The 23771-nt window shown below is 47.5% G+C and carries 29 protein-coding genes, 1 tRNA gene and 1 pseudogene; 22 read left to right on the top strand and 9 right to left on the bottom strand.

All coding sequences use genetic code 11. The annotated features are described in order from the left end of the window. Positions 1-2: 2 nt before the first annotated feature. From J2X61_RS26495 to J2X61_RS26485, 3 genes are read right to left on the bottom strand one after another with little or no spacing between them, the layout of a single operon-like run. Complete coding sequence (locus J2X61_RS26495) at positions 3-452, bottom strand: anti-sigma factor family protein (RefSeq protein ID WP_310192106.1); 450 nt, start codon at positions 450-452, stop codon at positions 3-5. Beyond that, positions 449-1084: an RNA polymerase sigma factor gene (locus J2X61_RS26490; protein WP_274473140.1), complete on the bottom strand. Its 636-nt coding sequence runs from the start codon at positions 1082-1084 to the stop codon at positions 449-451. The genes J2X61_RS26495 and J2X61_RS26490 overlap by 4 nt, the downstream gene beginning before the upstream one ends. 38 nt (positions 1085-1122) lie before the next feature. Then, positions 1123-2319, bottom strand: a complete 1197-nt coding sequence (locus J2X61_RS26485) for an MFS transporter (protein ID WP_274473139.1) — start codon at positions 2317-2319, stop codon at positions 1123-1125. Between the two features lie 274 nt (positions 2320-2593). Here J2X61_RS26485 and J2X61_RS26480 point away from each other — a divergent pair, with 274 nt between their 5' ends. The 4 genes from J2X61_RS26480 (at position 2594) to J2X61_RS26465 (ending at position 8411) form a co-directional block, all read left to right on the top strand. After that, positions 2594-3499, top strand: coding sequence for an ABC transporter permease (locus J2X61_RS26480; RefSeq protein ID WP_274473160.1), 906 nt, complete (start codon positions 2594-2596; stop codon positions 3497-3499). A 21-nt stretch (positions 3500-3520) separates the two neighbouring features. Then, positions 3521-4423 carry a carbohydrate ABC transporter permease gene (locus J2X61_RS26475; RefSeq protein ID WP_274473138.1) on the top strand — a complete coding sequence of 301 codons (903 nt, stop codon included), beginning with the start codon at positions 3521-3523 and terminating at the stop codon, positions 4421-4423. Positions 4424-4457: 34 nt separating this feature from the next. Beyond that, a complete protein-coding gene (locus J2X61_RS26470; protein WP_274473136.1) occupies positions 4458-5984 on the top strand; it encodes an extracellular solute-binding protein in 1527 nt (508 codons plus the stop codon). An 81-nt stretch (positions 5985-6065) separates the two neighbouring features. Continuing rightward, the gene (locus J2X61_RS26465) at positions 6066-8411 is read left to right on the top strand and encodes an AraC family transcriptional regulator (protein WP_310192100.1); all 2346 of its coding nucleotides are present in this window, start codon (positions 6066-6068) and stop codon (positions 8409-8411) included. A gap of 472 nt (positions 8412-8883) precedes the next feature. Here the strand turns inward: J2X61_RS26465 and J2X61_RS26460 are convergent. From J2X61_RS26460 to J2X61_RS26445, 4 genes are all read right to left on the bottom strand, one after another. Continuing rightward, positions 8884-8953: transfer RNA gene (locus tag J2X61_RS26460), tRNA-Arg, on the bottom strand. Between the two features lie 165 nt (positions 8954-9118). Continuing rightward, entirely contained in the window at positions 9119-9535 is a 417-nt protein-coding gene (locus tag J2X61_RS26455; protein WP_310192135.1) for a type II toxin-antitoxin system HicB family antitoxin, read from the bottom strand. A gap of 101 nt (positions 9536-9636) precedes the next feature. After that, complete coding sequence (locus tag J2X61_RS26450; protein WP_310192098.1) at positions 9637-10035, bottom strand: YhjD family protein; 399 nt, start codon at positions 10033-10035, stop codon at positions 9637-9639. Positions 10036-10215: 180 nt separating this feature from the next. After that, complete coding sequence (locus J2X61_RS26445) at positions 10216-11046, bottom strand: DUF4393 domain-containing protein (RefSeq protein ID WP_310192095.1); 831 nt, start codon at positions 11044-11046, stop codon at positions 10216-10218. A 310-nt stretch (positions 11047-11356) separates the two neighbouring features. Between J2X61_RS26445 and J2X61_RS26440 the strand changes: the two genes are divergently transcribed. Beyond that, a complete protein-coding gene (locus J2X61_RS26440; protein WP_310192093.1) occupies positions 11357-11674 on the top strand; it encodes a hypothetical protein in 318 nt (105 codons plus the stop codon). 422 nt (positions 11675-12096) lie between these two features. Continuing rightward, positions 12097-12396, top strand: coding sequence for a hypothetical protein (locus J2X61_RS26435; RefSeq protein WP_310192090.1), 300 nt, complete (start codon positions 12097-12099; stop codon positions 12394-12396). A 43-nt stretch (positions 12397-12439) separates the two neighbouring features. Here the strand turns inward: J2X61_RS26435 and J2X61_RS26430 are convergent, their stop codons facing one another. Beyond that, positions 12440-12676: a helix-turn-helix domain-containing protein gene (locus tag J2X61_RS26430; RefSeq protein WP_310192089.1), complete on the bottom strand. Its 237-nt coding sequence runs from the start codon at positions 12674-12676 to the stop codon at positions 12440-12442. A gap of 142 nt (positions 12677-12818) precedes the next feature. On the opposite strand from J2X61_RS26430, the gene J2X61_RS26425 reads away from it, so the two are divergent. From J2X61_RS26425 to J2X61_RS26415, 3 genes are all read left to right on the top strand, one after another. Further along, entirely contained in the window at positions 12819-13046 is a 228-nt protein-coding gene (locus tag J2X61_RS26425) for a hypothetical protein (RefSeq protein ID WP_310192088.1), read from the top strand. Positions 13047-13177: 131 nt separating this feature from the next. Then, positions 13178-13543: a hypothetical protein gene (locus tag J2X61_RS26420; protein ID WP_310192086.1), complete on the top strand. Its 366-nt coding sequence runs from the start codon at positions 13178-13180 to the stop codon at positions 13541-13543. A 61-nt stretch (positions 13544-13604) separates the two neighbouring features. Further along, positions 13605-14000, top strand: coding sequence for a LytTR family transcriptional regulator DNA-binding domain-containing protein (locus tag J2X61_RS26415; RefSeq protein ID WP_310192085.1), 396 nt, complete (start codon positions 13605-13607; stop codon positions 13998-14000). 339 nt (positions 14001-14339) lie between these two features. Here the strand turns inward: J2X61_RS26415 and J2X61_RS26410 are convergent. Then, positions 14340-14483 (bottom strand): annotated as a pseudogene (locus tag J2X61_RS26410) (IS110 family transposase); the annotation flags it as partial. 158 nt (positions 14484-14641) lie between these two features. Here J2X61_RS26410 and J2X61_RS26405 point away from each other — a divergent pair. From J2X61_RS26405 to J2X61_RS26350, 13 genes are all read left to right on the top strand, one after another. Continuing rightward, complete coding sequence (locus tag J2X61_RS26405; protein ID WP_310192083.1) at positions 14642-15100, top strand: hypothetical protein; 459 nt, start codon at positions 14642-14644, stop codon at positions 15098-15100. 159 nt (positions 15101-15259) lie between these two features. Then, positions 15260-15679, top strand: coding sequence for an SMI1/KNR4 family protein (locus J2X61_RS26400; protein ID WP_310192080.1), 420 nt, complete (start codon positions 15260-15262; stop codon positions 15677-15679). A 393-nt stretch (positions 15680-16072) separates the two neighbouring features. Next, positions 16073-16516 (top strand): hypothetical protein, encoded by a 444-nt coding sequence (locus J2X61_RS26395; protein ID WP_310192077.1) that lies wholly within the window; start codon positions 16073-16075, stop codon positions 16514-16516. Positions 16517-17177: 661 nt separating this feature from the next. Then, a complete protein-coding gene (locus tag J2X61_RS26390; RefSeq protein WP_310192076.1) occupies positions 17178-17750 on the top strand; it encodes a hypothetical protein in 573 nt (190 codons plus the stop codon). A gap of 143 nt (positions 17751-17893) precedes the next feature. Then, complete coding sequence (locus tag J2X61_RS26385) at positions 17894-18142, top strand: helix-turn-helix domain-containing protein (protein ID WP_310192073.1); 249 nt, start codon at positions 17894-17896, stop codon at positions 18140-18142. Next, the gene (locus tag J2X61_RS36475) at positions 18109-18489 is read left to right on the top strand and encodes a cysteine-rich VLP protein (protein WP_396135503.1); all 381 of its coding nucleotides are present in this window, start codon (positions 18109-18111) and stop codon (positions 18487-18489) included. Before J2X61_RS26385 ends, J2X61_RS36475 begins: the two co-directional genes overlap by 34 nt. Positions 18490-18812: 323 nt before the next feature. Further along, positions 18813-19394 carry a hypothetical protein gene (locus J2X61_RS26380; protein ID WP_310192069.1) on the top strand — a complete coding sequence of 194 codons (582 nt, stop codon included), beginning with the start codon at positions 18813-18815 and terminating at the stop codon, positions 19392-19394. Positions 19395-19473: 79 nt separating this feature from the next. Next, positions 19474-19938, top strand: a complete 465-nt coding sequence (locus tag J2X61_RS26375; protein ID WP_310192067.1) for a hypothetical protein — start codon at positions 19474-19476, stop codon at positions 19936-19938. A 72-nt stretch (positions 19939-20010) separates the two neighbouring features. Beyond that, the gene (locus J2X61_RS26370; RefSeq protein WP_310192064.1) at positions 20011-20382 is read left to right on the top strand and encodes a hypothetical protein; all 372 of its coding nucleotides are present in this window, start codon (positions 20011-20013) and stop codon (positions 20380-20382) included. Between the two features lie 42 nt (positions 20383-20424). Next, positions 20425-22191, top strand: a complete 1767-nt coding sequence (locus J2X61_RS26365; protein WP_310192061.1) for a phage tail tape measure protein — start codon at positions 20425-20427, stop codon at positions 22189-22191. Further along, the gene (locus J2X61_RS26360) at positions 22188-22523 is read left to right on the top strand and encodes a DUF2577 family protein (protein WP_310192059.1); all 336 of its coding nucleotides are present in this window, start codon (positions 22188-22190) and stop codon (positions 22521-22523) included. Before J2X61_RS26365 ends, J2X61_RS26360 begins: the two co-directional genes overlap by 4 nt. Positions 22524-22547: 24 nt before the next feature. Beyond that, a complete protein-coding gene (locus J2X61_RS26355) occupies positions 22548-23138 on the top strand; it encodes a hypothetical protein (protein ID WP_310192057.1) in 591 nt (196 codons plus the stop codon). Positions 23139-23153: 15 nt separating this feature from the next. Beyond that, positions 23154-23591: a phBC6A51 family helix-turn-helix protein gene (locus tag J2X61_RS26350; RefSeq protein WP_310192053.1), complete on the top strand. Its 438-nt coding sequence runs from the start codon at positions 23154-23156 to the stop codon at positions 23589-23591. The last annotated feature ends 180 nt before the right edge of the window (positions 23592-23771 follow it).

Here is a 23771-nt window from a genome sequence, read left to right as displayed (position 1 = left end):
AATTATTTTTGCAATGTATCCAGCCAACTTAGCGTTTTATTCAGCAATTGATCGGAAAAAGGTTGATCGTGCGGCGACGGTGTCTGGGCGGAAGAAGCGGAAGAAGGGGGTTGCCCGAAAGCGCCTTGCGGCCCCAGCTCCTGGGACAAGCCGTGAAAGAAGCCGGTAGCGACCAGAATCAGGGTGGCTGCCGCAGCAATGCCATAATGGACGATGGTAGAGCGGTACCAGGATCGTTTGGTGCCCATTGTTCGAGCAAGTATAGCATCTGTGAAAAGTTTGTCGTCCGTTTCCATGACCGGCAGGGCGTCTGACTTCAGGTCCATGCAGAGCATGTAGCGCTCCAGGCATTCGTCACACCTGTATAGATGAAGTTCCATTTCATCGCTTTCTTGGGGAGACAGCAGCCCGTCGAGGTAGCTTTGCCACGCTTGCCCATCGTAATGTTTCACAGGAAATCCTCCTCCTTCCAATTGTTGCGGAGCCACTGCTTGGCTCTATATAGCTTGGATTCGACCGTCTTGACCGTGACGCCATTGGCAGCGGCAATGTCTTGGTACGATTGATGATGAATGTAATAGGCCGTTAAAACTTCATGGTAATTCGCGGGAATTTGATGGAGCTTGCGGCGCACGAGCTCCGTCGTCTCTCTCGTCATGACCTCTTGCTCCACACTATGGGAAGACGAAGGATAGGGACCGGCCGTTGGGTCGGCTTGTATCGAATCTTCCATCTCGGCAGTGACTTCTTCCCTGCGCCTGCTCGCCGAGCGCTTGAAATCGATCGCACGGTTGACCGCAATGCGGGTCATCCATGTTTTGAGCCCTTTCATCTGGTACTGAGGGAGGGAGAAGTAAATTCGGGACCAGACGTCCTGCGATAAATCTTCGGCATCCTTCGTATGGCGTACGATGGCATAGATTGTTTGGAACAAATATTGACGATAAGTGGCAACCAGCTCACGAAATGCCGCTTGATCCCCATTCAATATGCGTTCGACTAACTCTCGTTCCTGAATGTGCTTCTCCTCCTCTCCGCATGAATAGACGAAGGTAACGACGCCAACCCCTGCACATAAGCCCAAATAAAAAGAGCGGATCGCGAAGATCCGCTCTTATCGCTTTAGAGCGCCGCTGTTTTGGCGGCTGGTATGGCCGGTTTACTGCGCACGAACCATTGAGACAGCAGCGCACTAAATACGCCCAATACGCCAAGGATAATGAACCCCTCGTGGAGAGAGAACCAATCTCCGATAACCCCCATCAGCACAGGGCCGACGAACATGCCCAGACCATAGATCGCTTGGAAGAATCCCATCGCAGTCGCCCGCTTCTCCGCCGGCATATGCTTGATGCTCATCCCCATGAGCAGCGTGAACGAAAGGCCGCGACCGAAGCCGGCAATAGCCTGCGTAATCATAAGCAACCATAAATGATGCGTGAAAGGTATTGTAAATGTAAAAATCCCCATGAGCAGGAAGCCGCTCACAACCATACGCTTCTCCCCGTATTTGGCCGCCCATTTCCGTCCTCCGAACAAGGACGCAATGGCGACCGGCACGTTCGCGAAAAGCGAGAGCAGGGATAAAGAAAATTTATCGGCCCCAAGTTCCGTTGCATAGACGGGCGTAAATCCGAACACGGTGGCGAAAATCAGCACCTGCGACAAAATCGCCAATAAAGACACGAACAGCAGCGTACGGTCCGTTGCTACGTCACTGATGCCGCGCAGCGTAATTTTTGGCGCATCGGGCTCGATTTTCTCAATCAGGAAGAAGGAACCGGCAAATCCAAGCAGCCCGAGCAGCGCTCCAAGTACGAAGGCGGCCTCCCAGCCCATTGCGTCAGCCGCCCAGCCGGCGGAGAGGATGCCGAGCACCTGGCCCAGCGAGTTGAAGAAGGAGATGGTGCCGATCGCTTTCGTTGACTCCTCGTGTTTGTAATAGCTCGTGAATAAGACGGTGAAATCGACCCACGTTGCCGCAGCCGCGCCGGCCAGCGCCCGGAGAACGAGGATCCAGGTGAAATCCTTGGTGATCCAGAGTCCGAGTCCGCCAATCGCCGTGAAGAACAGGCCGAACGTAATAAAGAGCTTTCGTTTATGAAAGCGGTCCGACATGATCCCGACGGGAATGCGCAGCAGCATTTGGGAAATTCCATACATGCCAACGATCCAACCGGCCAACTGATGGCTTCCGCCGAGGAATTCCACGTAGGGGGCCATAATGGGAACGCTCGTATACATGGACATCCAGAACAGCAGGGTGACTGCGCAGAATAAAGGAATGCGATAAGAGCTTGGTATTTTGTTAATCGCCACGGGGAGCTCCTTTCCTACCTATCTAATCTACCGTTTATTATAGATCATTTGGCCGGATCAAGGCTATGACGGGATCATTGCAAAATAAGGCAACGCTTGGAAACCGTCAGGTAATTGCTTGATTTTTCGCCGTTTCCGGGCGATTTCCGCCGTACAAAAATGGATCATTGATGGAAACGGATACGCCGTGTACATTGGATCATGTCACAGGCCAGCACCCGCAGGCCGGCATCATTATAAGGAGAATGGAGGCATACAAGTGGGCGCAAGTCGAATGAAACAAGTCTGGTCAGGCATCGCCCGGGACAAATTTCTATACCTGTTGGCACTTCCGGGGCTGCTCTACTTCCTTATTTTCAAATATGTACCGATGTGGGGGATCGTCATTTCCTTCCAGAACTATTCGCCTTATCAAGGCATGTCGGGAAGCCCGTGGGTGGGATTGGAGCATTTTCAGCGGTTTTTCTCTAACCCGGATTTCTTCACTCTGTTTCGAAATACTTTAGCGATCAACGTTTTATCGTTAGTCCTCTTTTTTCCATTACCGATTCTACTGTCTTTAATGCTGAACGAAGTACGAAATATGGTATATAAGAAAGTCATTCAATCGATCGTCTATCTGCCTCACTTTCTGTCTTGGGTGATTATCGTGGGGATTACCTTCCTCCTGTTCTCGACAGGAGACGGAGCTATCAACCAAATGCTGGTCGCTTTAGGCTTCGATAAGGTCGATTTCCTGACGAACAAGAACTACTTCTGGGGCATGCTGACGGCCCAGTCGATTTGGAAGGATGCCGGTTGGGGGACGATCATCTTCCTGGCTTCCATGGCTAGTATTGATCCTCAATTATATGAAGCGGGCAAAATGGACGGCGCCGGCCGCTTCCGCCAAATGTGGCATATTACCCTGCCGGGTATCCGCTCGGTCATTATCATTCTGTTGATTCTGCGTATCGGTCACATCATGGATGTCGGATTCGAACAAGTGTTCCTGATGATGAACGGTGCCGTCTCCGAGGTAGCCGACGTGTTCGATACCTATGTGTACAGGCTTGGCGTGAAGCAGGGCCAATTCAGCTACAGCACCGCTGTCGGATTGTTTAAGTCCGTCGTTGGATTGCTGCTGGTCATCGGGGCGAACAAGCTGGCCAAGAAATTCGGCGAAGACGGCGTCTACTAGAAAGGGAAGGAGGAACTCTCGATGTCATCTGAATTTACAGCTACCGCTATCGCTTCCAAAGGTGATCGCGTGTTCAACGCGGTGAATGCAATCTTGCTTGCCGTACTGGGGATTATTACATTCTTCCCGCTTTACTACGTGTTTGTCGTCTCGTTCAGCGATCCGTCGAGCTATCTGTCCAGTGAGTTCCAATTGCTTCCGACCAAGTGGAGCTTGGCCTCCTACAAGTACCTGATGTCTACCGATGCGTTCCTTCATGCGATAGGAAACAGCATATTTCTGGCGGTCGTCGGGACGGCGCTCAGTTTGTTGGTTACATCCTGTCTCTCTTATGCCATTTCCCGCAAAAGACTGCAGGGCCGCAAATTCATCATGCTGCTTATTTTGTTGACGACCCTGTTCAACCCGGGGATTATTCCCCCTTACTTGTTGGTGAGAGACCTGCACTTGATTAACAGCACCTGGTCGCTCATTCTGCCCGTTCTAACCAGCGGTTGGTACGTGCTGTTGATGAAAGGATTCTTCGACAGTATTCCGGCCAGCTTGGAGGAATCAGCCAGAATCGATGGCTGCAACGATATCAGCGTGTGGTACCGCATTATTTTGCCGCTATCACTGCCTTCGCTCGCCGCCTTCGGGTTATTCTATGCCGTGGCTTACTGGAACACGTTCTTCACGGCGCTTCTTTATATCAATGATTTCACCAAGCAGCCGCTGCAAGTATTGCTGCAAAACATGCTGATTGACGCTTCAACGGCTGCAGGCGGCGGCGCCGCGGCGGAAATGATGTCCGAGCAGCGGATTCCTCCGGAAACCCTGAAGATGGCTGCGGTTGTCATTGCAACCGTACCGATTTTGTTGGTATATCCGTTCCTGCAAAAGCATTTTGCCAAAGGTGCGATGGTTGGTTCGGTTAAAGAATAGCAATGGTTTAAACATTTGGGGAGGTTGTACAATCATGGTTATGAAAAAGAAAGCAATTAGCGTAGTCGCATCAACCCTTCTGGTATCCTCCATCCTCGCGGCCTGCGGCAGCAAGGACAACGCTCCGGCAAGCGGTGCGGGAGAGACGGCATCCGCCAAACCGACGGAGATCAGCATCATGACGATGTATTACACGCCGGAGCCTCCGGGACCCGACAACGTCATTGTCAAAGAAATCGAGAAGAAAACGAACACGAAGCTCAAAATTACATGGGTTTCACCGAATAACTATGCGGACAAAATTAACGTCACGCTGGCATCCGGCGACATTCCCGACCTGATACTGCTCGACGATCCGTTCAGCGCGCAAGTCCGCGGTATGGTGGCGCAAGGCGCATTCTGGGAATTGACGCCGATGCTGAAGGATTACCCGAACTTGATGCAGTATCCGAAGGAATCATGGGAGAACACGAAGCAGGCGGATGGCAAAACCTACGGCATTCCGCGTGCCCGTCCGACAGACGGCGGCGGATTCCCTTACTTGCGCAAGGATTGGCTGGATACGCTGCACTTGGACATTCCGAAAACGACGGATGAATTATATACGGTATTGAAAGCGTTCGTTGAGAAAGATCCGGATGGCAACGGCAAGAATGACACCATCGGATATATCGGCTTCGTTGACCAGAACGGCATGTCCTATATGGGTCAGCTGCAGAACAGCTTCACCAAAGTCAACGGCGATTGGAAGCTCGTAGACGGCAAGCTGGTCAACGTCAACGTGCTGCCTGAGGTGAAGGAAGCGCTGACGTGGATGAATCGTGCGTATCAGGAGAAGTTGATTCCTGAGGACATCGCGGTGCTAAAAAATACACAGGCCAAAGATCTGTTGAAAGCAAACCGCGGCGGCGGCTTCCAGGATACGGCGGAAGCGGCGTGGGAGCCGACGGAGGAGCTGCGCAAAACGAATCCGAAGGCGGATTTCATCCCGCTCGTATCGCTTAACGGCTACTCCAACAAAGACAGCGGATTCTTCGGTATGTACGCCATCCCGAAATCCGTGCCTGAGGCCAAAGTAAAGCAGCTGCTGAAATTCATGGATTACGGCGCGACGCAAGAAGGCTATGATTTGGCGAGCTTTGGCTTGAAGGACGTTCACTATACCGAGAAAGACGGCATTAAGACGCCGACAGAGCAAGCGAAGAAAGATATCGTAGCTCAACAGGCGCTTGGCCAAATTTTCTTGAAATACGATCAATACCTGCGTGCATACCGCACAGGCATGCCGAACGACGTATTGGAGCGTAACAAGAAAATCATCGACGAAAAAGTCAAAATCAGCACCGGCGATCCTGCGCTTGGCCTAAACTCCGATACGAACCAGAAAGTCGGTACGGAGCTAAGAAAGAAAATCCAGGATATGAAAACGAAAGTGATTATGGGCAAAGAACCGCTCAGCGCTTGGGACAGCTATGTAGCCAAACTGAAAGCGGATCCGGACTTGATCAAAATCACGGAAGAATTGAATGCCGCTTACCAGAAGCGTAACGGCGGCAAATAAATAAATAGTACCCACCCCCCCGATGCGCGAAAAATTTGCGCCGTCGCGGGGGTTTCGGTATTTGACGAGAGAGGGATTCGCATGTGGATGCGATGGAGACAGCGTTGGTATTGGTGGACGCATCGTTCCGGCAGAGGCAATTTTTATCGTAGAAGCTTAATCTTGGTGCTGTGCATTACCAGCTTGCCTACAGTCATCATCGGGTACACTTCGTACATTACGGGACGAACTCACATTGAGAAAGAGATCATGCACAATCATGACGTCTTGCTGAAGAAAACGATGGATCGCATGAATGACAATCTGGCTCAGCTTGAGCTGGCCGCTACGCAGTGGTCGCTGGATAGCAGAATGGGTTCGCGGCTTGCAGAGATCAATTTGAAAGATGAGTACAACACCACACAGAACTTATACCGCTTCTTAGGTCTTATGAAGGGAGCGTATCCCTTAATCGAACAGGCGCAGCTGTACTTGGACAGGCAGGATCCTGTCATGATCTCGGATATTGACGGCATCGTGCCGCTTACGAGCGAGCAGGACCGGGATATCTTTCACACGTTGATGGAGCAGAAGCGGGGCGTATTCTGGTGGGAATCATTGCCGAAGGTCAATGGAAAGCCGGGCGCTTCCTACATTGCGTTGATTGAGAAGCTGCCTAGTGTGGGAGAGCCGTATGGAGCGCTGATTCTCTACTTGGATCGTGAAAAATTGGTCCAAATGGTTGAGGAAATGACCATTGATAACAACGGTGCGTCGTTCCTCATGAGTAAGGACGGACATATTATCGTCTCGCAAAAGAACGCCGGCGAGGCGCATGCCGAATTGGAAAGCGCCGTACGGGAAAGCGTCGTCGGACGAACCGAAGACATCGGCTCGCACATTCTGGAACACAATGGGGCGTCCTACTCTGTCTCCTACGGCCAGTTCTTCCGTTCCGGCACCTTGTGGAAGTTCGTGACCGCCACTTCGTTGTCGGAGCTGACGGCTCCCGTCGAGTTTATGTCGAGAAGCATGCTGAGCATCGGGGGCATAGGGCTGCTGGTCGCCGTGCTGCTCTCCTGGGTAGCTTCCAAGCGCATCTATAAGCCGATCATGCGCTTGGTCAACGTCATCAAGGATTACAAGCCTACACAGGAAAGCCAAGGGGATGAGCTGGCGTTCATCGAGCGGGAATGGAAGCACCTCAGCCAAGAGAGCAGAGCGCTGGAATCGAAGCTGGATCAGGCTTACCCCGCGCTTCGGTCGGCTTTCCTTCTGCAGCTCGTACAAGGTCATTTCTATTCGCTTAGCGAGACGGAGCTGAGAGGCCGGCTGGAAAGCTTCGATTGGCCGACGGACTCCCAGTGGTTCGCGCTGCTGCTCGTACAGATTAGCGGATTTGCCAAGGGAGACGGGCGGTTCCTCGAGAATGAGGAGCAGCTGGCGACGTTCGCTGCTGCGAACATCGCTCAAGAAATGGTGAAGATGCGAAGCTACAACGCGGAAATTATGAACTTCCAGGATATGACCGTCGGCGTCCTAGTGTCCTATCCGATGGATCGCACGAAGCAGCAGGTTAAGGATGAGCTGTATTTGTTAGCCGACGATATGGGGCATACCATCAGCTCTCTGCTGAAAATACAGACCACGGTGTGCATGGGGAATCTGACGTCGCAAGTGCAGGATCTTCCGCAGCTGCTCGTTTTCCTGCGCAGTGCCATTCGCTACCGGGATCTGAAGGCCGATCACCAGGTATTGGATTTGGAAGAAATGCTACCGAGCGCCAATGATGACGTACATTACCCGTTCGCCTTGGAGAAGGAGCTCATGCAGGCGATTCGGATGGGGCAGAACGAGCAGTCACTGCAGCTTATCGAGTGCTTCGTTCAAGAGCTCGTCCGCCAGTCCAGCAAGGAGAAGCTGCTGCAGGACGGTGTCATGCAGGTACTGGGCAGTATGCTGCATACGATGCTGGAATCGGGTTATAACCCGCATCACTTCTTCGAGGGATATAACTTGTATGAGCAGCTTAACCAGCTTCGAGAGCCGGAGCAGATCGTCCGTTTCTTCCAGCAGAAGGTGATAACCCCTTATCTTGCAGGACTGAACGAATATCAGGATATTCATATGAGGCGTCTGGTCGAACGCGTGACGGACCGGCTGCATGAACGGTTCATGAACAGCGATATTTCGCTCGAGGAATGTGCGGAAGCCTTCAATACGACCACCTATGCGCTAAGCAAGGCGTTCAAAACGATCAATGGCGTCAATTTTATCGATTACTTAATTTCGCTGCGCATGGATAAGGCGAAGAAGCTGCTGGTCGAGTCCGATCTGAAAGTCAACGAGATTGCCGAGATGATTGGCTACCAGCCGTCCTATTTCATCCGGCTCTTCCGGAAATATGAGAATATGACCCCCGGGCAGTACCGGGACAAGGGGAGGTGAGCGAAACCTCCCTCTTTTTGCTGTCGATTTCTGCAATTGCGTGTAAGCGAGCCAATAGCAGGTCCAGCGCGGGCTTGAGCCGCCTCCACCCCTATCGGGAGCCGAGCTTTCGACTGCTTTTTTGACTGTTTATGACTTCATGCACCGCACAAATTGTCTGGATTAAGCGGTTGGCGAACTTATCAACCCTCTTTATTGTTCTTGCAAGGATTTGTCCACTTGTCTGCAGCGATCCTCCCTCTATACCGCTGTTCATATCGAAAAGTGCCAATTTGTGCTCATGTTGATTCGGCTTCTTTAACTGTCGGGACAGGCCGATTTCATCCACATGTGGATAGCGCAGAAAGCAGCCAGTAACGGGAGAAGATCGAGGAAGCCCTGAAGTGCAAAGGTTGTCCGAGAGAATTAGCTGATAAAACAAAGAAGGCTGCCCTCCAAAGCAGATGATCTGCTTTGGGGACAGCCTTCTTGACGCGCCCGATACGATTCGAACGTACGACCTACAGTTTAGGAAACTGCGGTTTATCTTCGCAAGGACACGCATATGGCACGAAGCCTTACGGTGCCTGTATTCGTTTATTCAGCGATAGCACACAGTTTATGCGATGCCTCACGGTTTAAATTTATCTACGCTATTAATTTTAGCGTAAGTTACGCGGTACTACAAGCGCTGTTCTATGCCAACACGAGTCATCGCGAATCCGAGGCTATGGGCGCTCAGATACGCCGAGATACGATTTTAGCGCGTCCTGGAGAATATGCGAATAGTTAACCTTTTGTTCGGCCGCGAGATCGTCGAGCCACTTCGGAATAGTTAGCGTCTTTTTAACGGCTCTATTCGCCATTTTATCACGGAAAGGCGGCATCCAAACTTCGACTAGTGACATTGACTCGTTCCAAGCGAGTTTCTCACGTAATTTGAAAAGCGTAGATGGGTCGGGAATCACTTCGTTATCGTCCTCTAAACCGAAAATGTGGAGTTCTAAGCACTCGCGAGCCATGCGAAGCGCCTCGTCCTCGGTCTTTCCGCAGGTTAGAGCTCCAGGAAGATCCGGAAAGTTTACAGAAATTCCGTCGCCAGCATGGTGAAATATAGCAGGAAATGTGTATCTTTCTTTTTTCATCAAAGTATTTCACTCCTCCTTTATTCAAAGAAAGTGCTTCTAACTAATGATTACACGTATTAGTACACGTGTCAACTAAAAAGAAGCGTTAACCTCCGGATTCATTTCCGCTGGCTAAACGCTTCTTCGATTTTTCGCGTGTATAACTTTAATCGCGTACCTATTTCCGCCTTCGCAATCTCACGCATGATTCCGAAACCATCTTCGTAGCCGCGGCAGAGGAACCGGTAATAACGTGCGCCTTCTTCGCGAGCTCTTTTATCGTCTTCCCACACGCGAATATTTTGATCTTTTAGCGTTTTCTTAATCCGCCGAATATCCGCTTCAATATCGTCGAGTAGGCGCAGAGCGGCCGTCAGATACAGGCGATTTAGCAACGCATCCTTACCGTGACCTGCCTCTAATTCGCCAATATTGCGTGTGACGATCGGTACCAAGAACGGCAGCAGGACGGACTCGCGAATAAGCGTTAATTCTTCGTTTGTAGTTGGCGCGGCCAATGTGATCGACCTCCGTTGTCGAACGTATATTCGTATTATACGTAAATTGTAACGGATTTATGCGAAATAGACAACTTAATTGAATATAAAGAAACGCCAGGCAACGGAGTTTCTAGCTAAACCTGGCGTCTTTATACCCACGTACAAATTCCTATCTCACGGCATGTGTATATTAGAAAGTTAGTTGTGAGCTTGTGATGTGTTATCGAGAATACAAGCCTCTATAAACATTGATCCTAGTTGTGTGATTTCACATGTCCCTTTTTCATAATCGATTCTGTCATGAATCTCGCTATTAAAATCACGTTTTATCTGATCCGCGTGTTTATCACGAAATAATGCATCGATATTATCATATTCCTCTTGAGGTACTGCATCTATTAAGTAATTGAATTCTACAAGTCCTAGAGCTACTAGGTTATCTAGATAAATTGCACAGTTTTCTGGGAAGAGGAGGCCAACTTCCTCAATAAATTCGATTTTCGTGGTATGGTAGGAGATGTAGCGAAAGGTTTCATCCTTTGAGATGAGTCTGTGCTTAATTACATGCAATCGTCCATAAACTGGATTCTTCGCGATAAAGTTTAAAATATTGGCCTCATCTGATGAAATGCTATCAATTACTTTAATAAAACTGGGATGAGCTAATTGTATAGTGTCAGCGCAGGATGCTTTAGCGAGTAATTTTATAAACAAACTGCGCAGAGATTCATTTGTTGTGTAAGTTAACTTTTCAAGTATAGGAACCCCGATCTCTAAGGGAACAGGTGTGATTCTTGATTCATCAGTATTTTCTAACTCCTTTCCATACCCTTCAATACTTTTATTAAAATAATGGTTTGCTTTTGCATTTAATAATCTTAGGGGAAGCATTGTGGTATTACAGAAGTCCATTACTGTTTCTAGTGCAATCCCTGCTTTTTTAAATGAAGGTTGTGCTAGATCTTTATAGACTTCATTTAAATCTGGCGCTTTGTTTATTAACAATCGTAATGTTTCTGGATCTAACATTGACTCGACGCTCCTTCAATTTCCTAATTTATCCCATATTATTTTCATCATTGCAAGTGGTTTTTCCTTTAATTCCATCCCCAATCTAAGAATAAAATACGAGCCCACCCGCATACGCTTCAATAGCGCGCAAGGCGATATAGCGTCGCCGCAGCGCCTGGCCCGAGCGTTAGGGGGAAATCCGCCCGTTAAACAGAATACGTTAAACACTACGCGCCTTGTCCGATTAAACATCGGATGGGGCGTTTTTTATTGTAGTTGTCATACACGGTCGATAAACACATATAGTTTATCATTAGGAGTTAAACGAATGGAGGTAATCGATATGGAGCGTAGGTTTATTGCGTTCAGACTTCGCGAGGATGCGGACTCTGACATTATCGCCGCAGTTCAAAATATTACGTCAAACAAAACCATGTCCGCGATGTGCCGTGAGGGGCTGCGCGAAGTATTAAATCTTAAATTGGATGAGCGCGGCCGTGATTCGATCGAGATGATTATTAGCGGTAGGTCAATCCACGAAGAATCTGAAGTTAAATCGAGTCAGTGCGTAGAAAATCAGCCAATAACGGTTAAGTCGAAGCCAGCGATATTCATTCCGAAAAAGAACGGAGGCAGTACGCAATGAAAGGAATTAACTATTACACTTGCGTAAGGTATACGGACGAGGAAACGCGGCAATTGCGCTTAGTAACTCGCTGGGATCTCTGCAAACTGCGGCGGCGGGCGAAAGGGAATATGACGCAGGAAGAGTACGCGGAGTGGTGTGGTGTGTCCGTAGCCGTAATAAGAAGGCTGGAATCGAGGGAGCCTTACAATCCAGCTTGGAGAAGCGAGAAGTTCGAAAAAATTCTCGGTGTAACGATGGACTTTGCATTTGATCATGTTGAATGGCCATGTGAGAGAAGTAAGCGAAGTTAAAACTCAGAAATAATGGCAATATAATTAGTGATGTTCATATTCACATGTTGCTATTAAGAAAACATCATCTTTATCCGATAAAGGGAAAAGGTATGAATAATCTTGAATTGTAATAGGGGAAATGAAAAGTTGGCGAAATTTGTTGTTATTGGCATAGTTATTATCGTAGGGGGCATTCTGGCAATGGTTGCCCACCCTATATTTTTGGTGTTTTGGCCAATTGCTCTATGGATAGGAAGGAAGTTAGATGACAGTCCCAAAAGCGATGAATCTATGTATAATCAGAATAGAACTAGAACAGAAGTAAATTCCAATATTGTTGTTTGTAAAACGTGTAATTCAAGTAATAGACTTACTGCAAACAACAACAATTCGAATAAAACATTTATTATTAAATGTGGAAATTGCAAAAAACCACTAGTGTTTTAGCAAACAAGCAAAAGTATAAAACCGCGCTCCTAATCGAGTGCGGTTATTTTTTATTTGAAACGTATTCAAGAATATCGGAGATGGAGTAAGTATTACCGGTCATTTCTTCGAGAGTCTCTATAATCGTGCTCATGGTTTCAAGCTCAATACGCTTTGTCTTACCTTCACATAGATCGTAAATAAGGTTGGGGCGTACTTTTGCTTCACGGGCAAGTGCATTCTTTGTAACATCCGCGGATTCAAGAACCTCGTTTAACTTAATCCGAATTGCCAACGTCATCAACTCCTTACCTCCCGATTATATCGTAATATTAATCAACTGGAAATTACTTCTTGACGTTTAACGTTAGAGCGTATAAACTAAATTTAACGATATACGTTAAACGATACACGATAATAAACCTGAGGAGGTTTCACATTTTATGAATAAAGTACATATCCGCTTCATTATGCACTCTTCATCCGGAACTATTCACGCAACCATGTTAAACGTAGCCGATCGTCAGAATATTTCGGTACAACATGGTTGCTTTTGCGCGTTAACAGGCGTTGGACGCGACGCAATCCTCGGCGCAGTAGAAGTACCGCATGCCATTGCTGCCGCACTCGGCTTCATCGTACCAGTCGCGGAAGGAGGTGTCGCAGTATGACATACGGAGCAACGTTTTACCCGCTGCCACCACGCCGCCGTCGCCGCATCTCCGGTAAGACTATCGCGAAGCTTTTGGCGTTCACGATCGCGGAAGTTATTCGCCAATTGATATCGTAGGGGGGGCCCGCCATGAGACCGATTAAACTCCGTATGAATTTCATGCGCTCGCAGGAGCCGTTCCGCTCCGCTTACCTCGCCGATGATGGCCGGTTCGCGTATTTACCCGCAGCTGGCAGCCTGTATCTGCTCGCAGTCGTATCGTCAGATTATCCGGAACTCTACGCCCAGGACGGCGAGCCGATATTCCTCGGCCACGTCAGCCATAATTGCGGTCCCGACACGGTTGCCGCCGTTGCCGGCCACCTTCAAACATTAACGGTGTACAAGCTGTTCACCGAGTTTATGCGCGATGATGGCAGTGGATTTATGCTTATCAATGAGCCGGACGTTAACCTGCCGGCAGAACCACCTTTTCACGAATATGGACGACGCTAGTTACTGAGCGATCGTCTTTCTTTTTCCGAAAATTCCGGGAAAGGAGGTGAAGTTAAACAATATGGAACTTAGATTGTCTTGTAGCTCATTGGTTGATGGCAAAGTGGTAAAAGCGCATATTATGATTCCCCTGAGTGAAATCGTCATAATCGATTCGATCGATATTTCGAAGAATGACCGTAGATTAAGGGTGCGCGCGATACACGGTGACTATGTATTTAATTTAAACGGTGCGTTAAACGTCATTGAGCAGATGCTTAGTGAGTTCGGCTTCTGGCGCGCAGACAACACGAACTTAATCAACATGACCCACGTAGATAAAGTCGTTAACTCAATGTTCAAACCGGAGGTTATCTTTACGAATACGGAAATTCGCGGAGAGATAGCGGCGATAAAAGTAAGGGTTTTGAAGCAACTCTTTCCTCACGTTCCGCTAGTTTCCGCAATAGCCATTTGAAATGCCCGCCCAGTTATTTCGCGCCAACGTCATAACGGGCCTACCGGTGGAGCGGCGCCAAACGCTCATCGTCACGCCGGAATTTTATATCACGCGTAGACCTTACGGGATGGGATCCGTGTCTGCGCGTTTCTTATATGTATTTACGGATGGAACATATGTTTGATTCCAATCTATTTCAAAAATTGGATATTCTAATTAAGCTATTCCAGCTAATAGCTTGTCAATATTTAATTATTAATAGAAGGTTCATGAGGTGGTATACTTAAAAAGATGCATGGGAAAGAACCGTCCTATTAAGCACGGAAATAGGTTCCATATATTTCTATTTTTTGTTACTCACTCTAACCGGAAAGCTTCCTTAGTAGTTAAAATGGCAAAAATCCAGTGGATGAGTTTATTCACACATGCAATTATTGCTACTTTGAACAGCTTTCCTTCAGCTCGTTTCTTATCATAATAAGCCCTTAATTTCTTATTTCGATTACTACGAATACCACATCGTATGTGATACGGGATTAACGTCCCAACCAGCCTAACCATGGTTGAACAAGTAGGGGGGATGAACTGAATAGCTCTCGGGATCCAAGTCCCACGGGCAGGATAACGTAATCACTTCGCGAATATGGCTTGGTAAAATTATGAAAACCCGGGTGATTATATTGGATGATAATATTAATAGCCTTCTTTCTTCATTAAGCTGGTTCCGTCCTCAGGAGGAACAAGACAAAGCTATTCAAGAATTAGCAAAGTACCAAGATGAAATCATTAATATCCTTATCAGCGGGACTCAAAAGGACCAGTGGCACAGTGTAATTAGAGTAGTTGAACAAAGTAATACTGAATATCAATATAGAGCTGTTCCTCAAATGCTTTTACTGTTGATGGACATTAATTCCCCCGGAGCAAAAGAAGCAGTTGAAATTATGATGAAGCTGGATAGTGTGAAGTTAAAACCATTTATCATAGAGGTATTGCTAAGAGCTGAAAAAGAAAACGACACAATATGGATAGCCTGGATTAAGTATTTTCTCGAAAGAAAAGAGATTATAGATGAGTATTGTGAATACAAAGAGATATTAGAAAAGGCAGAATGGTGAATTCAGCTAACGGATACGGGTTCAATTACTACATGACGGAAGTCGGCACACGATCGGCTGCCGTTAATGAAGCTGCTAGCTACTATAATAAAGTTCTATTGAATATTGAATGTTTGCAGGACAGAATCATTAATGCTTGAGATGGAGGAATGAATAAGATTGGACCAAGCTAAAATTATTGAAATAATAAATGAAAACCAAGATGGAGCTTTTTTTGTAGGAAAAGCGGATGAAAATTGCGTCAGAGGCATTGAAGAAAGATTGAACGTTTCACTATCTATCAGTTATAAGTGGTTTCTTAAGGAGTTTGGTCATGGTGGATTCAATGGTGTCGAAGTATTAGGTTCTGGCCTTTCTGTCATTCCTACATGTGTAATAGAGACAGAGGATTGGAGAAATTTTGAGCTACCACAAGAATATGTTGTCATTGAAAACAGTGGTTCTGGTGCGATTTATTGCCTAGATACCTCTCGTATGTCTAATAATGAGTGTCCAGTTATAATGTGGACTCAGTATGATGGAGTAATTGGTCCGATTTTTAATAACTTTTATGAATTTTTATTTTATCGGTTTATCTAATGTTAAGCTAACAGGATACGATAGTTCAGAATTAACCGCCTTAAGATGGGGCGGTTTTTTCGTTTGCTCAGATATAATTTTTTTGAAACTGGACGGAAATTCTCTGTGCGGGCTCGTAATGGATGTGCGAAACAGCGAAGTTACTTCGTACATTACAGTATAATCGTCGGATAAATAACTCACGCGAAAGTGTGCGAAGTCAAAAGTCGTGTCGTATATAACGGTATAAGGCACCGAGAAAATATTTCGCAGATAAGTGTACGGAAAATATTTCGGTGGCGTCGTAGTAATTGAACGCGAAGATGTGCGAAACAGGATCGGCCGTACATTAACGTAGTGTAAGCCGTTTAATGTGAACGTAGTAAGCAAAATAAAACGGAGGTTGGTCGAAGAATGAAAAATACAGCAAAGCTACGGGATTTGACCGGAATCGCAGCCGCTCAGAAAGCGCATATCCTCGCGAAGAAGGAAGGTGGCTACACACCAGCGCTACACGATCTTTACCGTGTAGTATTGCCGGTACTGGTCCGCAAGTACGGTGGCCGTGACGCAAGGGATGCGCTTGTCTTACTCGCGTATCTTCATGCGTACACGAACGGACAGTCAGCGAACGACTATTATATGTGGGCGTTTCCCACTAACGAACAAATAAAACGCGATACAGGTATTCACCAGGACCGTCACTTATCGCTTAAACGTAAACTCGTTGACGAGCAGTTGCTTATTATCGAGAAAATACCGTGGAACGGAAATATCAAGGATATGTACCTGCCGCTTTATTACGGTAATGAAGCCGCGAAGGAACCGCAGCAACCGAAACTTGAGATCGAATTTTAACCGAATCCTGTTCGTAGGATACGACCAAATCCACGATATAGGATTCCGCAGAATCCGTTCTATAGGAAAGTAATAATAACAATATAACAATAACGAATAAACAAGAATAAATATTGTCGCATCGTAAAAGAAGATCACTTTTACTCGCGAATCAGCTATTTATTAAAAACATAATCGCGATAAAGTAATAGCAATAATTTATACTCGTTTTTTAACGTTAATATAAACGGAATACTTAACGAGAAGTCATAGACTTCAACGATGATATCAACGCGAATATCCAATCACGTGATATCAAACGTAAGTAATACGTTATTACATAGATATTCTTCGCGTAAGAACTTAAAAGAAAAGAGGGAGGATCTTTATGAATCAAACCCTAGCGTTGCCGCGCCCATTTTCGGCCGCTGCAGCAGAATGCAACGTGATGGTCCGGCCATTGACCCTACGCGAATTCAAGCATAAAGTGACGGAATTCCATCGTTGTATAACTGCAAACTATACGAATATTCCGCGTATGTTAGACGTCTACCGGGAAATTCTCGATGGATATATGGCTTCTATTGATATGCGTGATCTTGTTACTACTGACTTACGCAACAGATCCGGAGATAAGTGTAGGCGGGTTAAACGGAGCGAGTTTTGGGAAATAGTCGGATTCATGTCGGACAAGATCGATTATGTCTGCGAAAATATCGAGCGTCAGCGGACCAAGGCGGAGGTCCGGCATCGTACTCGCGGCGAGTGGGAGGCGATCGAACGTGAATATGTCGGCACTAAACCGATTCCATGGGAAGGTTATCGTGTATGTGGTGCGTGGAAGTGCCATAATACATACCGCGTCATTAACGGGCGGTCTTCGATGTACTGCAGTGTAGTTTGTACAAACGAACAAAAGGCGGCACGGCTGCGGCTTAAAAATAACGGAACGTTATTACCCGTCAAGGATTACGAGGCCTACCGATCAGCTTACGTTGATAAGCTGCGGAACCATACGGAAGTATCAATCCGAGCTGCGGCAGGACTTGCAACTGACAACAGGGATTACCGCAATCGTCCGAAGAAAAAACACAATGATATCCGGACGGGGGCGGATAAAGTGCGAAAGGAGCCGGGAGAGCTCGTTTGCTTTAATATGCGGGATGTTGAGCATACGGTTGATTGGGCGGGCCGGTATCGCTTCGGAAACGAGTGGCATAGTGCTTCCGCGCAGTTTCTCGGAATAATTTTATAGTATAGATATAGGGAGACGTAAGGACACGGGCGCGCTGTGTCTTTTTGTTTTCTCTTTACAGACGAGGTGGTTCCGTGTAATGCGGAGCGCCTTTTTTTGTTGCCCGCATGTACAAAAACCATCACAAAGGAGGAGGCATTGAGATGAAGTTAAGTCCTGAATCGTTCCGGATGATTCGCGTAGTTTACGGTCTCACACAACAAGAGTATGCGGATTTGCTCGATTGTTCTGTTTCGACAGTCTCCAAGATAGAAAAAGGTTATCGTAGTCTCACGCATGGCATTGAACGTAAAGTACTCGATGAAATGGAGCTCACGGAAGACAAACTAGCGCGCATTCATTCTCTTTACCGCGAAATATGCGAAGGGGTTGCGATCAAATTAGTATACTAACGGAAACTCAGCGCTTGGCACGTAATCAATGCGCAAACTTTACCGGCTCATGCAGTTGTCTTATCGAAACGGATGACCAGTTAACCTGCCGATTTTTCCGCGATAACGCAGAGGGCGCCCGTTGTAAGTATTTTGAGACAAGCGTACTACCGGCCGACAGCGGACTTGAGGCGAAGTATTTCGGTGGCACAGTAAAGAATCGCGATCACTGCGATATGTGCCGTAAGGATTACGTAAGAACCTCGAACCGGCAACGATACTGCGTTGATTGTCGCGATAGAGCCCAAACGATGGTCCGACGCAAACGGGACGCGCGATATAAAAGCGGCAAGAAAGCGACGGTTTAGAGTGAAATTCAGCGTAGTTCTAGAGATTCTACGCGGGAAATTAGACGGTGTTCGCAAGCAGTCGAGTGTTTCTATTTCCTAGGCTTATTTGGCGTCCTAAAGCGTCGCTATCGCGAGCTTCCTCGTAACATCGAGCGAGTTAAAACACCATTAAACTAAAAAAAGAAATTAGGGGGATAACACAATGAAACAACATATCGATAATGTCCATGATATCATTCAAAATTCCGCGGGGACTTACCGTAAATTCCAAGAAGATTTAAGAAGGGAAATTCGGAATATTGAACTCGACACAAAGTACTCTCAGGAATGGTAAGTCAATTTTGATTAATAGCATCAAGAAAGAAAAAACGGAAGATCTGATGATGTTGTCGCGTGAAATGCGAAGAGCAGTCCGCCATGAGCTCGATTCCGCTAAGAAGCAAGCCGAACGCATCCTAAACGCGCCGATCAAGAAACCGGCAGCTTCCGATATTGAGCGTTTCCAAAAGCAATTAGGCGAGCTCAAAACGCTTATTGCTCTCAATCCGAACCCATCACGCGCGAAGCAGCAGCTCACTGACTTTGCGGCCAGCGTTACCGACGCATACCTTGCGGATATGTTGCGAGACGAGTTCGGCACGCTTTGTATCCCGATCGTCGCAAAGAGCGGAGGTAGTGATGGAGCCCGTATGCAGATGGAGCTCAGCGATACCTACGCGGGGCTTAAAGAGCGCTTCGTAACCGATGAACAGAAAGAGGCGCGGGGTATCATGGAATCGATCGAAATGTTAAGCGAAAGTACCGTTTTTAAATCAATTGTAGTTGATACCGTTAAAGTGGATCTTGGTTTGGAAGCAGCGCGATATATTAACACACCGGATGATTGGTTCACAATGAAAGCAGCAAAGGAGGCTGGCGCCTAAAAAGCAGGATACCGTATTAAGATGTCGAATTTCAGTTGTATATTTGGATCAATTGAAACGACATCAGGGGTTGAATATTTTGCGGTACTTACTAGTTATCTTAAGTTTCATTCTCTTTATGACTGGTTGTAGTGTAAGCACTAATCAAAAAGAAGATGAAAAAAATGTAGGACAGCAGGCTGTAAATAACAAACTAAGTTTTTATCAAAGCTCTGTCGCCACATTTGTTCTTATTCGTTCTAAAGCACAAAAAGACCAGCGTACAGCAATTAAGAAAAATTTAGATTTATTCCTTTCTATCAATGAAGATGATGATTTCAAGTCAAAAGTGAAAGATTACCTTGGTGTTTGGGATAAAGCAGTATTAACTCAAACAGAGCGGAGCCTATTTGAAGAAATAGGTAATTTATACGTAGAACTTAACGGTGTTGCTGGCGCATTAGCCAGTCCACAATTCGATCCTAAAATTGTTAGTGAACAACGAAACCAATATGATGAAGTAGAGTCAAAAGTTGTTCGGTATTTGGAAGAGATAAAACCCTAATAAATGAAACACTCATGAAGCCGGCCGTCTAATCGCGCCGGTCTTTTCATTTACGGGAGGAGAGAGATACGAATGAAAGTTGATTACGGAATCATGGACAGTAAATTCGAACACTGCGCGCATGTACTCGGTCTGATCGAGCAGCTAATCGCGTTCAAGCAGCCAGGGGATTACCGATTAAATGAGCGCTTTACGCTTGAGGTTGCGCAATTCAATCAGATCGCGACCGCATTTCGCGAGTCAAAAGTACCGGAGCTCGCCGCTTATGGCTGGAGATGCCAAACGCTGATACGCGAATTTGAAGAATACGACCGGGTGTGCCGTGAGCACGCGCAAAACGACCGTCTCAAGCAAAGGCAGCATCGTTTGTTGAACGAATCGCTACGTAAATATGATCTCGCAGGCCAGGCGCTACGGCGTCCGATGGCGAAAGGACTGATATAAATGGCGTTTGATCTCGTAGCAAGGCTAAGACTTATCGATAATATGACCGCACCAATGCGTCGTGCTATGGCGAGCGCGACTACTATGGCGACGAAACTTACGGGGGTAGGTGCGGCGGTTACGGCCTTAGCGGGAGGATTAGGTGCAGCAGCGGTCGCGACTAAGTCGTTTAGTAAGGCGCTCGATTTCGAGGCCCAAATGTCAACGATTAAGGCGCTGACTGGGGCAACAACGACTCAAATGGCGCAGATGGAAGAACTTGCGTTGAATATGGGTTCTAAAACGAAGTATTCCGCGCTCCAAGCCGCGCAAGGTATCGAGGAACTCCTTAAAGCCGGTCTTAATCCGGCAGCAGTCAGCGCGGGTGGGTTAGAGGCTGCGTTAAACCTCGCAACTGCGGGTGGACTCGATCTAGCGGAAGCGGCTGTTACGATGTCAACGGCGCTTAATGCTTTTAGGAAAGATGGGATGACGGCGGCGGAGGCTTCGAACATACTCGCCGGGACAGCGAATGCGGCGGCCACGAGCGTTCACGAGATAGGTATGGGCCTCGCGTCTGCCGGCGGAGTGGCGGATATGGTTGGTATATCCTTTAAGGACCTGAACGCGGCGATCGGTTTAATGTCATCTAATGGGCTTTTAAGTGGAGCGGACGCTGGAACTTCGTTTAAAACAATGCTCATGTACCTGCAGCCACAAACGGATAAGGCCGCTAAGCTTTTTGAACGTTTAGGGTTCGCAGTAGGGAACACGAACAAATTCTTCAGTAACGGTAAATTGAAGGATCTTGCAGGAGTTGCCGGTATATTGCAGGATACACTCAGCAGCATGACGGAGCAGAACCGGACTGCAGTAATGTTAGAGTTATTTGGCACAGACGGGATTAAAGCGGCAACAACTCTATACAAAGCCGGCTCCAAAGGTGTTCAGGACTTTTATAGAGATATGGGCAATGTAACAGCGCTAGAAGTCGCGACCGAACGTATGAACAACGGTAAGGGGGCAATCGAGCAGTTTAAGGGCGCACTCGAGACGCTGCAGATTAAAGTCGTTCAACCGCTTCTGCCCGCGATTAAGTCAACGTTTAACGCGATGGGTGACTACGTTGCGAATAAGACTCCGCAAATTTCGGCCGCAATGGAAAAAATGACGGCTGCCGCCACAAAGTGGGTTAAAGATAGATTTATCAATAACCAAGAGTTCCGCGATATGTCGATTCCAGCCAAAGTTCAATTCGCATTCGATTCGTTACGCGAAGTATTTGAACAATGGTATAACTCCACGGGAAAAGCCGTTGTTACGGAGTATATGACAAAGATCACCGACATGATGGTAATGTCTTTGCAAAATTCCCTACCGCAGCTCATCGACATCGGAACCACGTTGGGCGGTGGCATTGCTAAGGGTATGTTTGACGGTCTCTTGAAGAACTGGGATAAGACGACCGTATTCGGAATGCTTGCAGGCAAGGTTGGTATCGATATTAAACACCCGATAGACTCGTTGATGAATAAGATTAACCCTCCCGAGCCCACACAGCCGTTTATCGGACCGCCAGCACCGTCCGGAAAAGCCGGCGGATTGGATCGCGTTCCTTACAACGGAGCCGTCTACGCGCTCCATAAAGACGAACGCGTGCAGACGAAGGCAGAAGCGGACGAGTTTCGCGCTAACCGCGGTGGTGGCTACTCCGGCGGACCGCTGGTTCACGTTGAGCACTTAGAAGTCCGCCAAGAATCCGATATCCAGGCGATCGCAGCGGAATTAGCACGGGAACTTAACGCGGCAATGGAGGCGGGCGTACGATGACAAGCATAAGACTAGAAGGTACTGGGCCTAGCCGGCTTGCGCAAATCATAAGCCAAATAGGTCGGAATGACTTTGATAAGCTTGAAATAGCCACGGTGACGTCACAGGCGCCTCTTACGATAAGGGTAAACGGTATGAAATTCGATCTCCATGCGGATGACGTTATCGTTGCTGACTGCGTTACCGATCGCGAGGAGGTCATTCGCAGGCAAGACGGCACCTACGAGACGATTACTCGGATGAACGGGCTTAAAGTTGGCGACCGCGTGATAGTTTCGTCCATGAATGGCGGTCAATTGTACGCGATCCTGGACCGGATGGTCACGTTATAAATCAGACGTAGGGAGGTCGTTAAAGTGGCGGAAACATTGGATGATTTAATTAAGCGAATCGCTGAGATAAACGAACGAATCCGGCACGTACGCATGGAACGCGGCCAATTACCGGAACCGCCGGAGGATTTCCTACCGGTGAAGTTATCGGTCATATTAGCTGAGCGTTTAAAGCCGTTTGAGCCAATCGCGATTAAGTACGCCGGCATCATCGCGGAAGGCCGCTTAATTCCGATCGATACGTCAAAGCTCGCTGAATACCGTAAAACTGCGGGATTAATGTACATGTCGGTCGGATTCGAAGCGAGATTGTACGCGAGCATGGTAAATATGATACTCCGGCAAATGGACGATGTTAACAGCGCATTAGAGAGTGGTAATGAGGACGAGATTCACGCGGGGGAAGTGCTGCGCAGGCTACATTTCGCGATAAAGATGCTGCGTAAGTGTGCTCCGATCGACGATGCGTATAATTCGGCAATTAACGGCAGTTATTCGGACCAGATCGCGCCAGTTGAAGCGGAAATAGAACGTCTTAAAGCCGATACAGACGCGCTCGAAGCGGAAATAGACGCAGCCTGGGCGCATTATGAGACGATAAAACACGAAATTTAACGGGGGAGATAACGAATGACACAACGTAACAGGAAAGTTTTAGAAGCACAATTGACGCCGCAGCAACGTAAGGCGGCCGAATTGATGGCGGAAAATGAGTGGTCCGGCATTGTAGAAGGTGTAGAAAAGAAGACGATGCAGCAGATCGGGGAAGAGGTAGGCGTAAGTAGGCGGACCCTCTACGAATGGAGGGACCGCGAAGACTTCGTCGCTTATCTTAACTACGTATCTGACACACAGTTTAGCGCAATGCGCCCGAAAGCAAACGCCGCGGTAATGAGATTGATTGATAATGGAAGCGTTAAAGCGCTTGATCTGTTCTACCGCAGACACGGACTCCTTACGAGCGTTACCGAGATTAAGGATAGCCGGGAAGGAGACGGGCCCAAGCGTAAGACTGACGATGAGATCCGTAAGGATATCGCGGATCTTGACGCAATGATGAACGGATAAGTGTGCGGTTAATAAAGCGCCGGTATGACGCCTAAAAAACGTTGTACTGGCGCGTTTTTTGTGTACGGTGTGACTGCGCAATATCGCACAACAACGCGTCTCATACGCTGTGAATCAATGTGATTTAGCGTGATTTACCGGGGAGAGCCTCCTGGCGGACGCGTGCGCTGTAACTCAAGG

The sequence above is a fragment of the Bacillus sp. 3255 genome (assembly GCF_031456485.1).
Lineage (GTDB): Bacteria > Bacillota > Bacilli > Paenibacillales > NBRC-103111 > Paenibacillus_E.
Note: the sequence above shows the minus strand (reverse complement) of the source record. Positions and strands in the feature narration are given on the sequence as shown.

Coding starts and splice junctions, on each gene's coding strand:
- J2X61_RS26415 (WP_310192085.1), top strand. CDS start 13,605: ATGGAACTTAGATTGTCTTGTAGCTCATTGGTTGATGGCAAAGTGGTA.
- J2X61_RS26440 (WP_310192093.1), top strand. CDS start 11,357: ATGGAGGTAATCGATATGGAGCGTAGGTTTATTGCGTTCAGACTTCGC.
- J2X61_RS26360 (WP_310192059.1), top strand. CDS start 22,188: ATGACAAGCATAAGACTAGAAGGTACTGGGCCTAGCCGGCTTGCGCAA.
- J2X61_RS26475 (WP_274473138.1), top strand. CDS start 3,521: ATGTCATCTGAATTTACAGCTACCGCTATCGCTTCCAAAGGTGATCGC.
- J2X61_RS26370 (WP_310192064.1), top strand. CDS start 20,011: ATGAAAGTTGATTACGGAATCATGGACAGTAAATTCGAACACTGCGCG.
- J2X61_RS26430 (WP_310192089.1), bottom strand. CDS start 12,676: ATGACGTTGGCAATTCGGATTAAGTTAAACGAGGTTCTTGAATCCGCG.
- J2X61_RS26405 (WP_310192083.1), top strand. CDS start 14,642: ATGAAAACCCGGGTGATTATATTGGATGATAATATTAATAGCCTTCTT.
- J2X61_RS26445 (WP_310192095.1), bottom strand. CDS start 11,046: ATGTTAGATCCAGAAACATTACGATTGTTAATAAACAAAGCGCCAGAT.
- J2X61_RS26470 (WP_274473136.1), top strand. CDS start 4,458: ATGGTTATGAAAAAGAAAGCAATTAGCGTAGTCGCATCAACCCTTCTG.
- J2X61_RS36475 (WP_396135503.1), top strand. CDS start 18,109: ATGCGAAGGGGTTGCGATCAAATTAGTATACTAACGGAAACTCAGCGC.
- J2X61_RS26480 (WP_274473160.1), top strand. CDS start 2,594: ATGAAACAAGTCTGGTCAGGCATCGCCCGGGACAAATTTCTATACCTG.
- J2X61_RS26395 (WP_310192077.1), top strand. CDS start 16,073: ATGAAAAATACAGCAAAGCTACGGGATTTGACCGGAATCGCAGCCGCT.
- J2X61_RS26385 (WP_310192073.1), top strand. CDS start 17,894: ATGAAGTTAAGTCCTGAATCGTTCCGGATGATTCGCGTAGTTTACGGT.
- J2X61_RS26420 (WP_310192086.1), top strand. CDS start 13,178: ATGAGACCGATTAAACTCCGTATGAATTTCATGCGCTCGCAGGAGCCG.
- J2X61_RS26365 (WP_310192061.1), top strand. CDS start 20,425: ATGACCGCACCAATGCGTCGTGCTATGGCGAGCGCGACTACTATGGCG.
- J2X61_RS26350 (WP_310192053.1), top strand. CDS start 23,154: ATGACACAACGTAACAGGAAAGTTTTAGAAGCACAATTGACGCCGCAG.
- J2X61_RS26390 (WP_310192076.1), top strand. CDS start 17,178: ATGTCGGACAAGATCGATTATGTCTGCGAAAATATCGAGCGTCAGCGG.
- J2X61_RS26455 (WP_310192135.1), bottom strand. CDS start 9,535: ATGAAAAAAGAAAGATACACATTTCCTGCTATATTTCACCATGCTGGC.
- J2X61_RS26465 (WP_310192100.1), top strand. CDS start 6,066: ATGTGGATGCGATGGAGACAGCGTTGGTATTGGTGGACGCATCGTTCC.
- J2X61_RS26425 (WP_310192088.1), top strand. CDS start 12,819: ATGAATAAAGTACATATCCGCTTCATTATGCACTCTTCATCCGGAACT.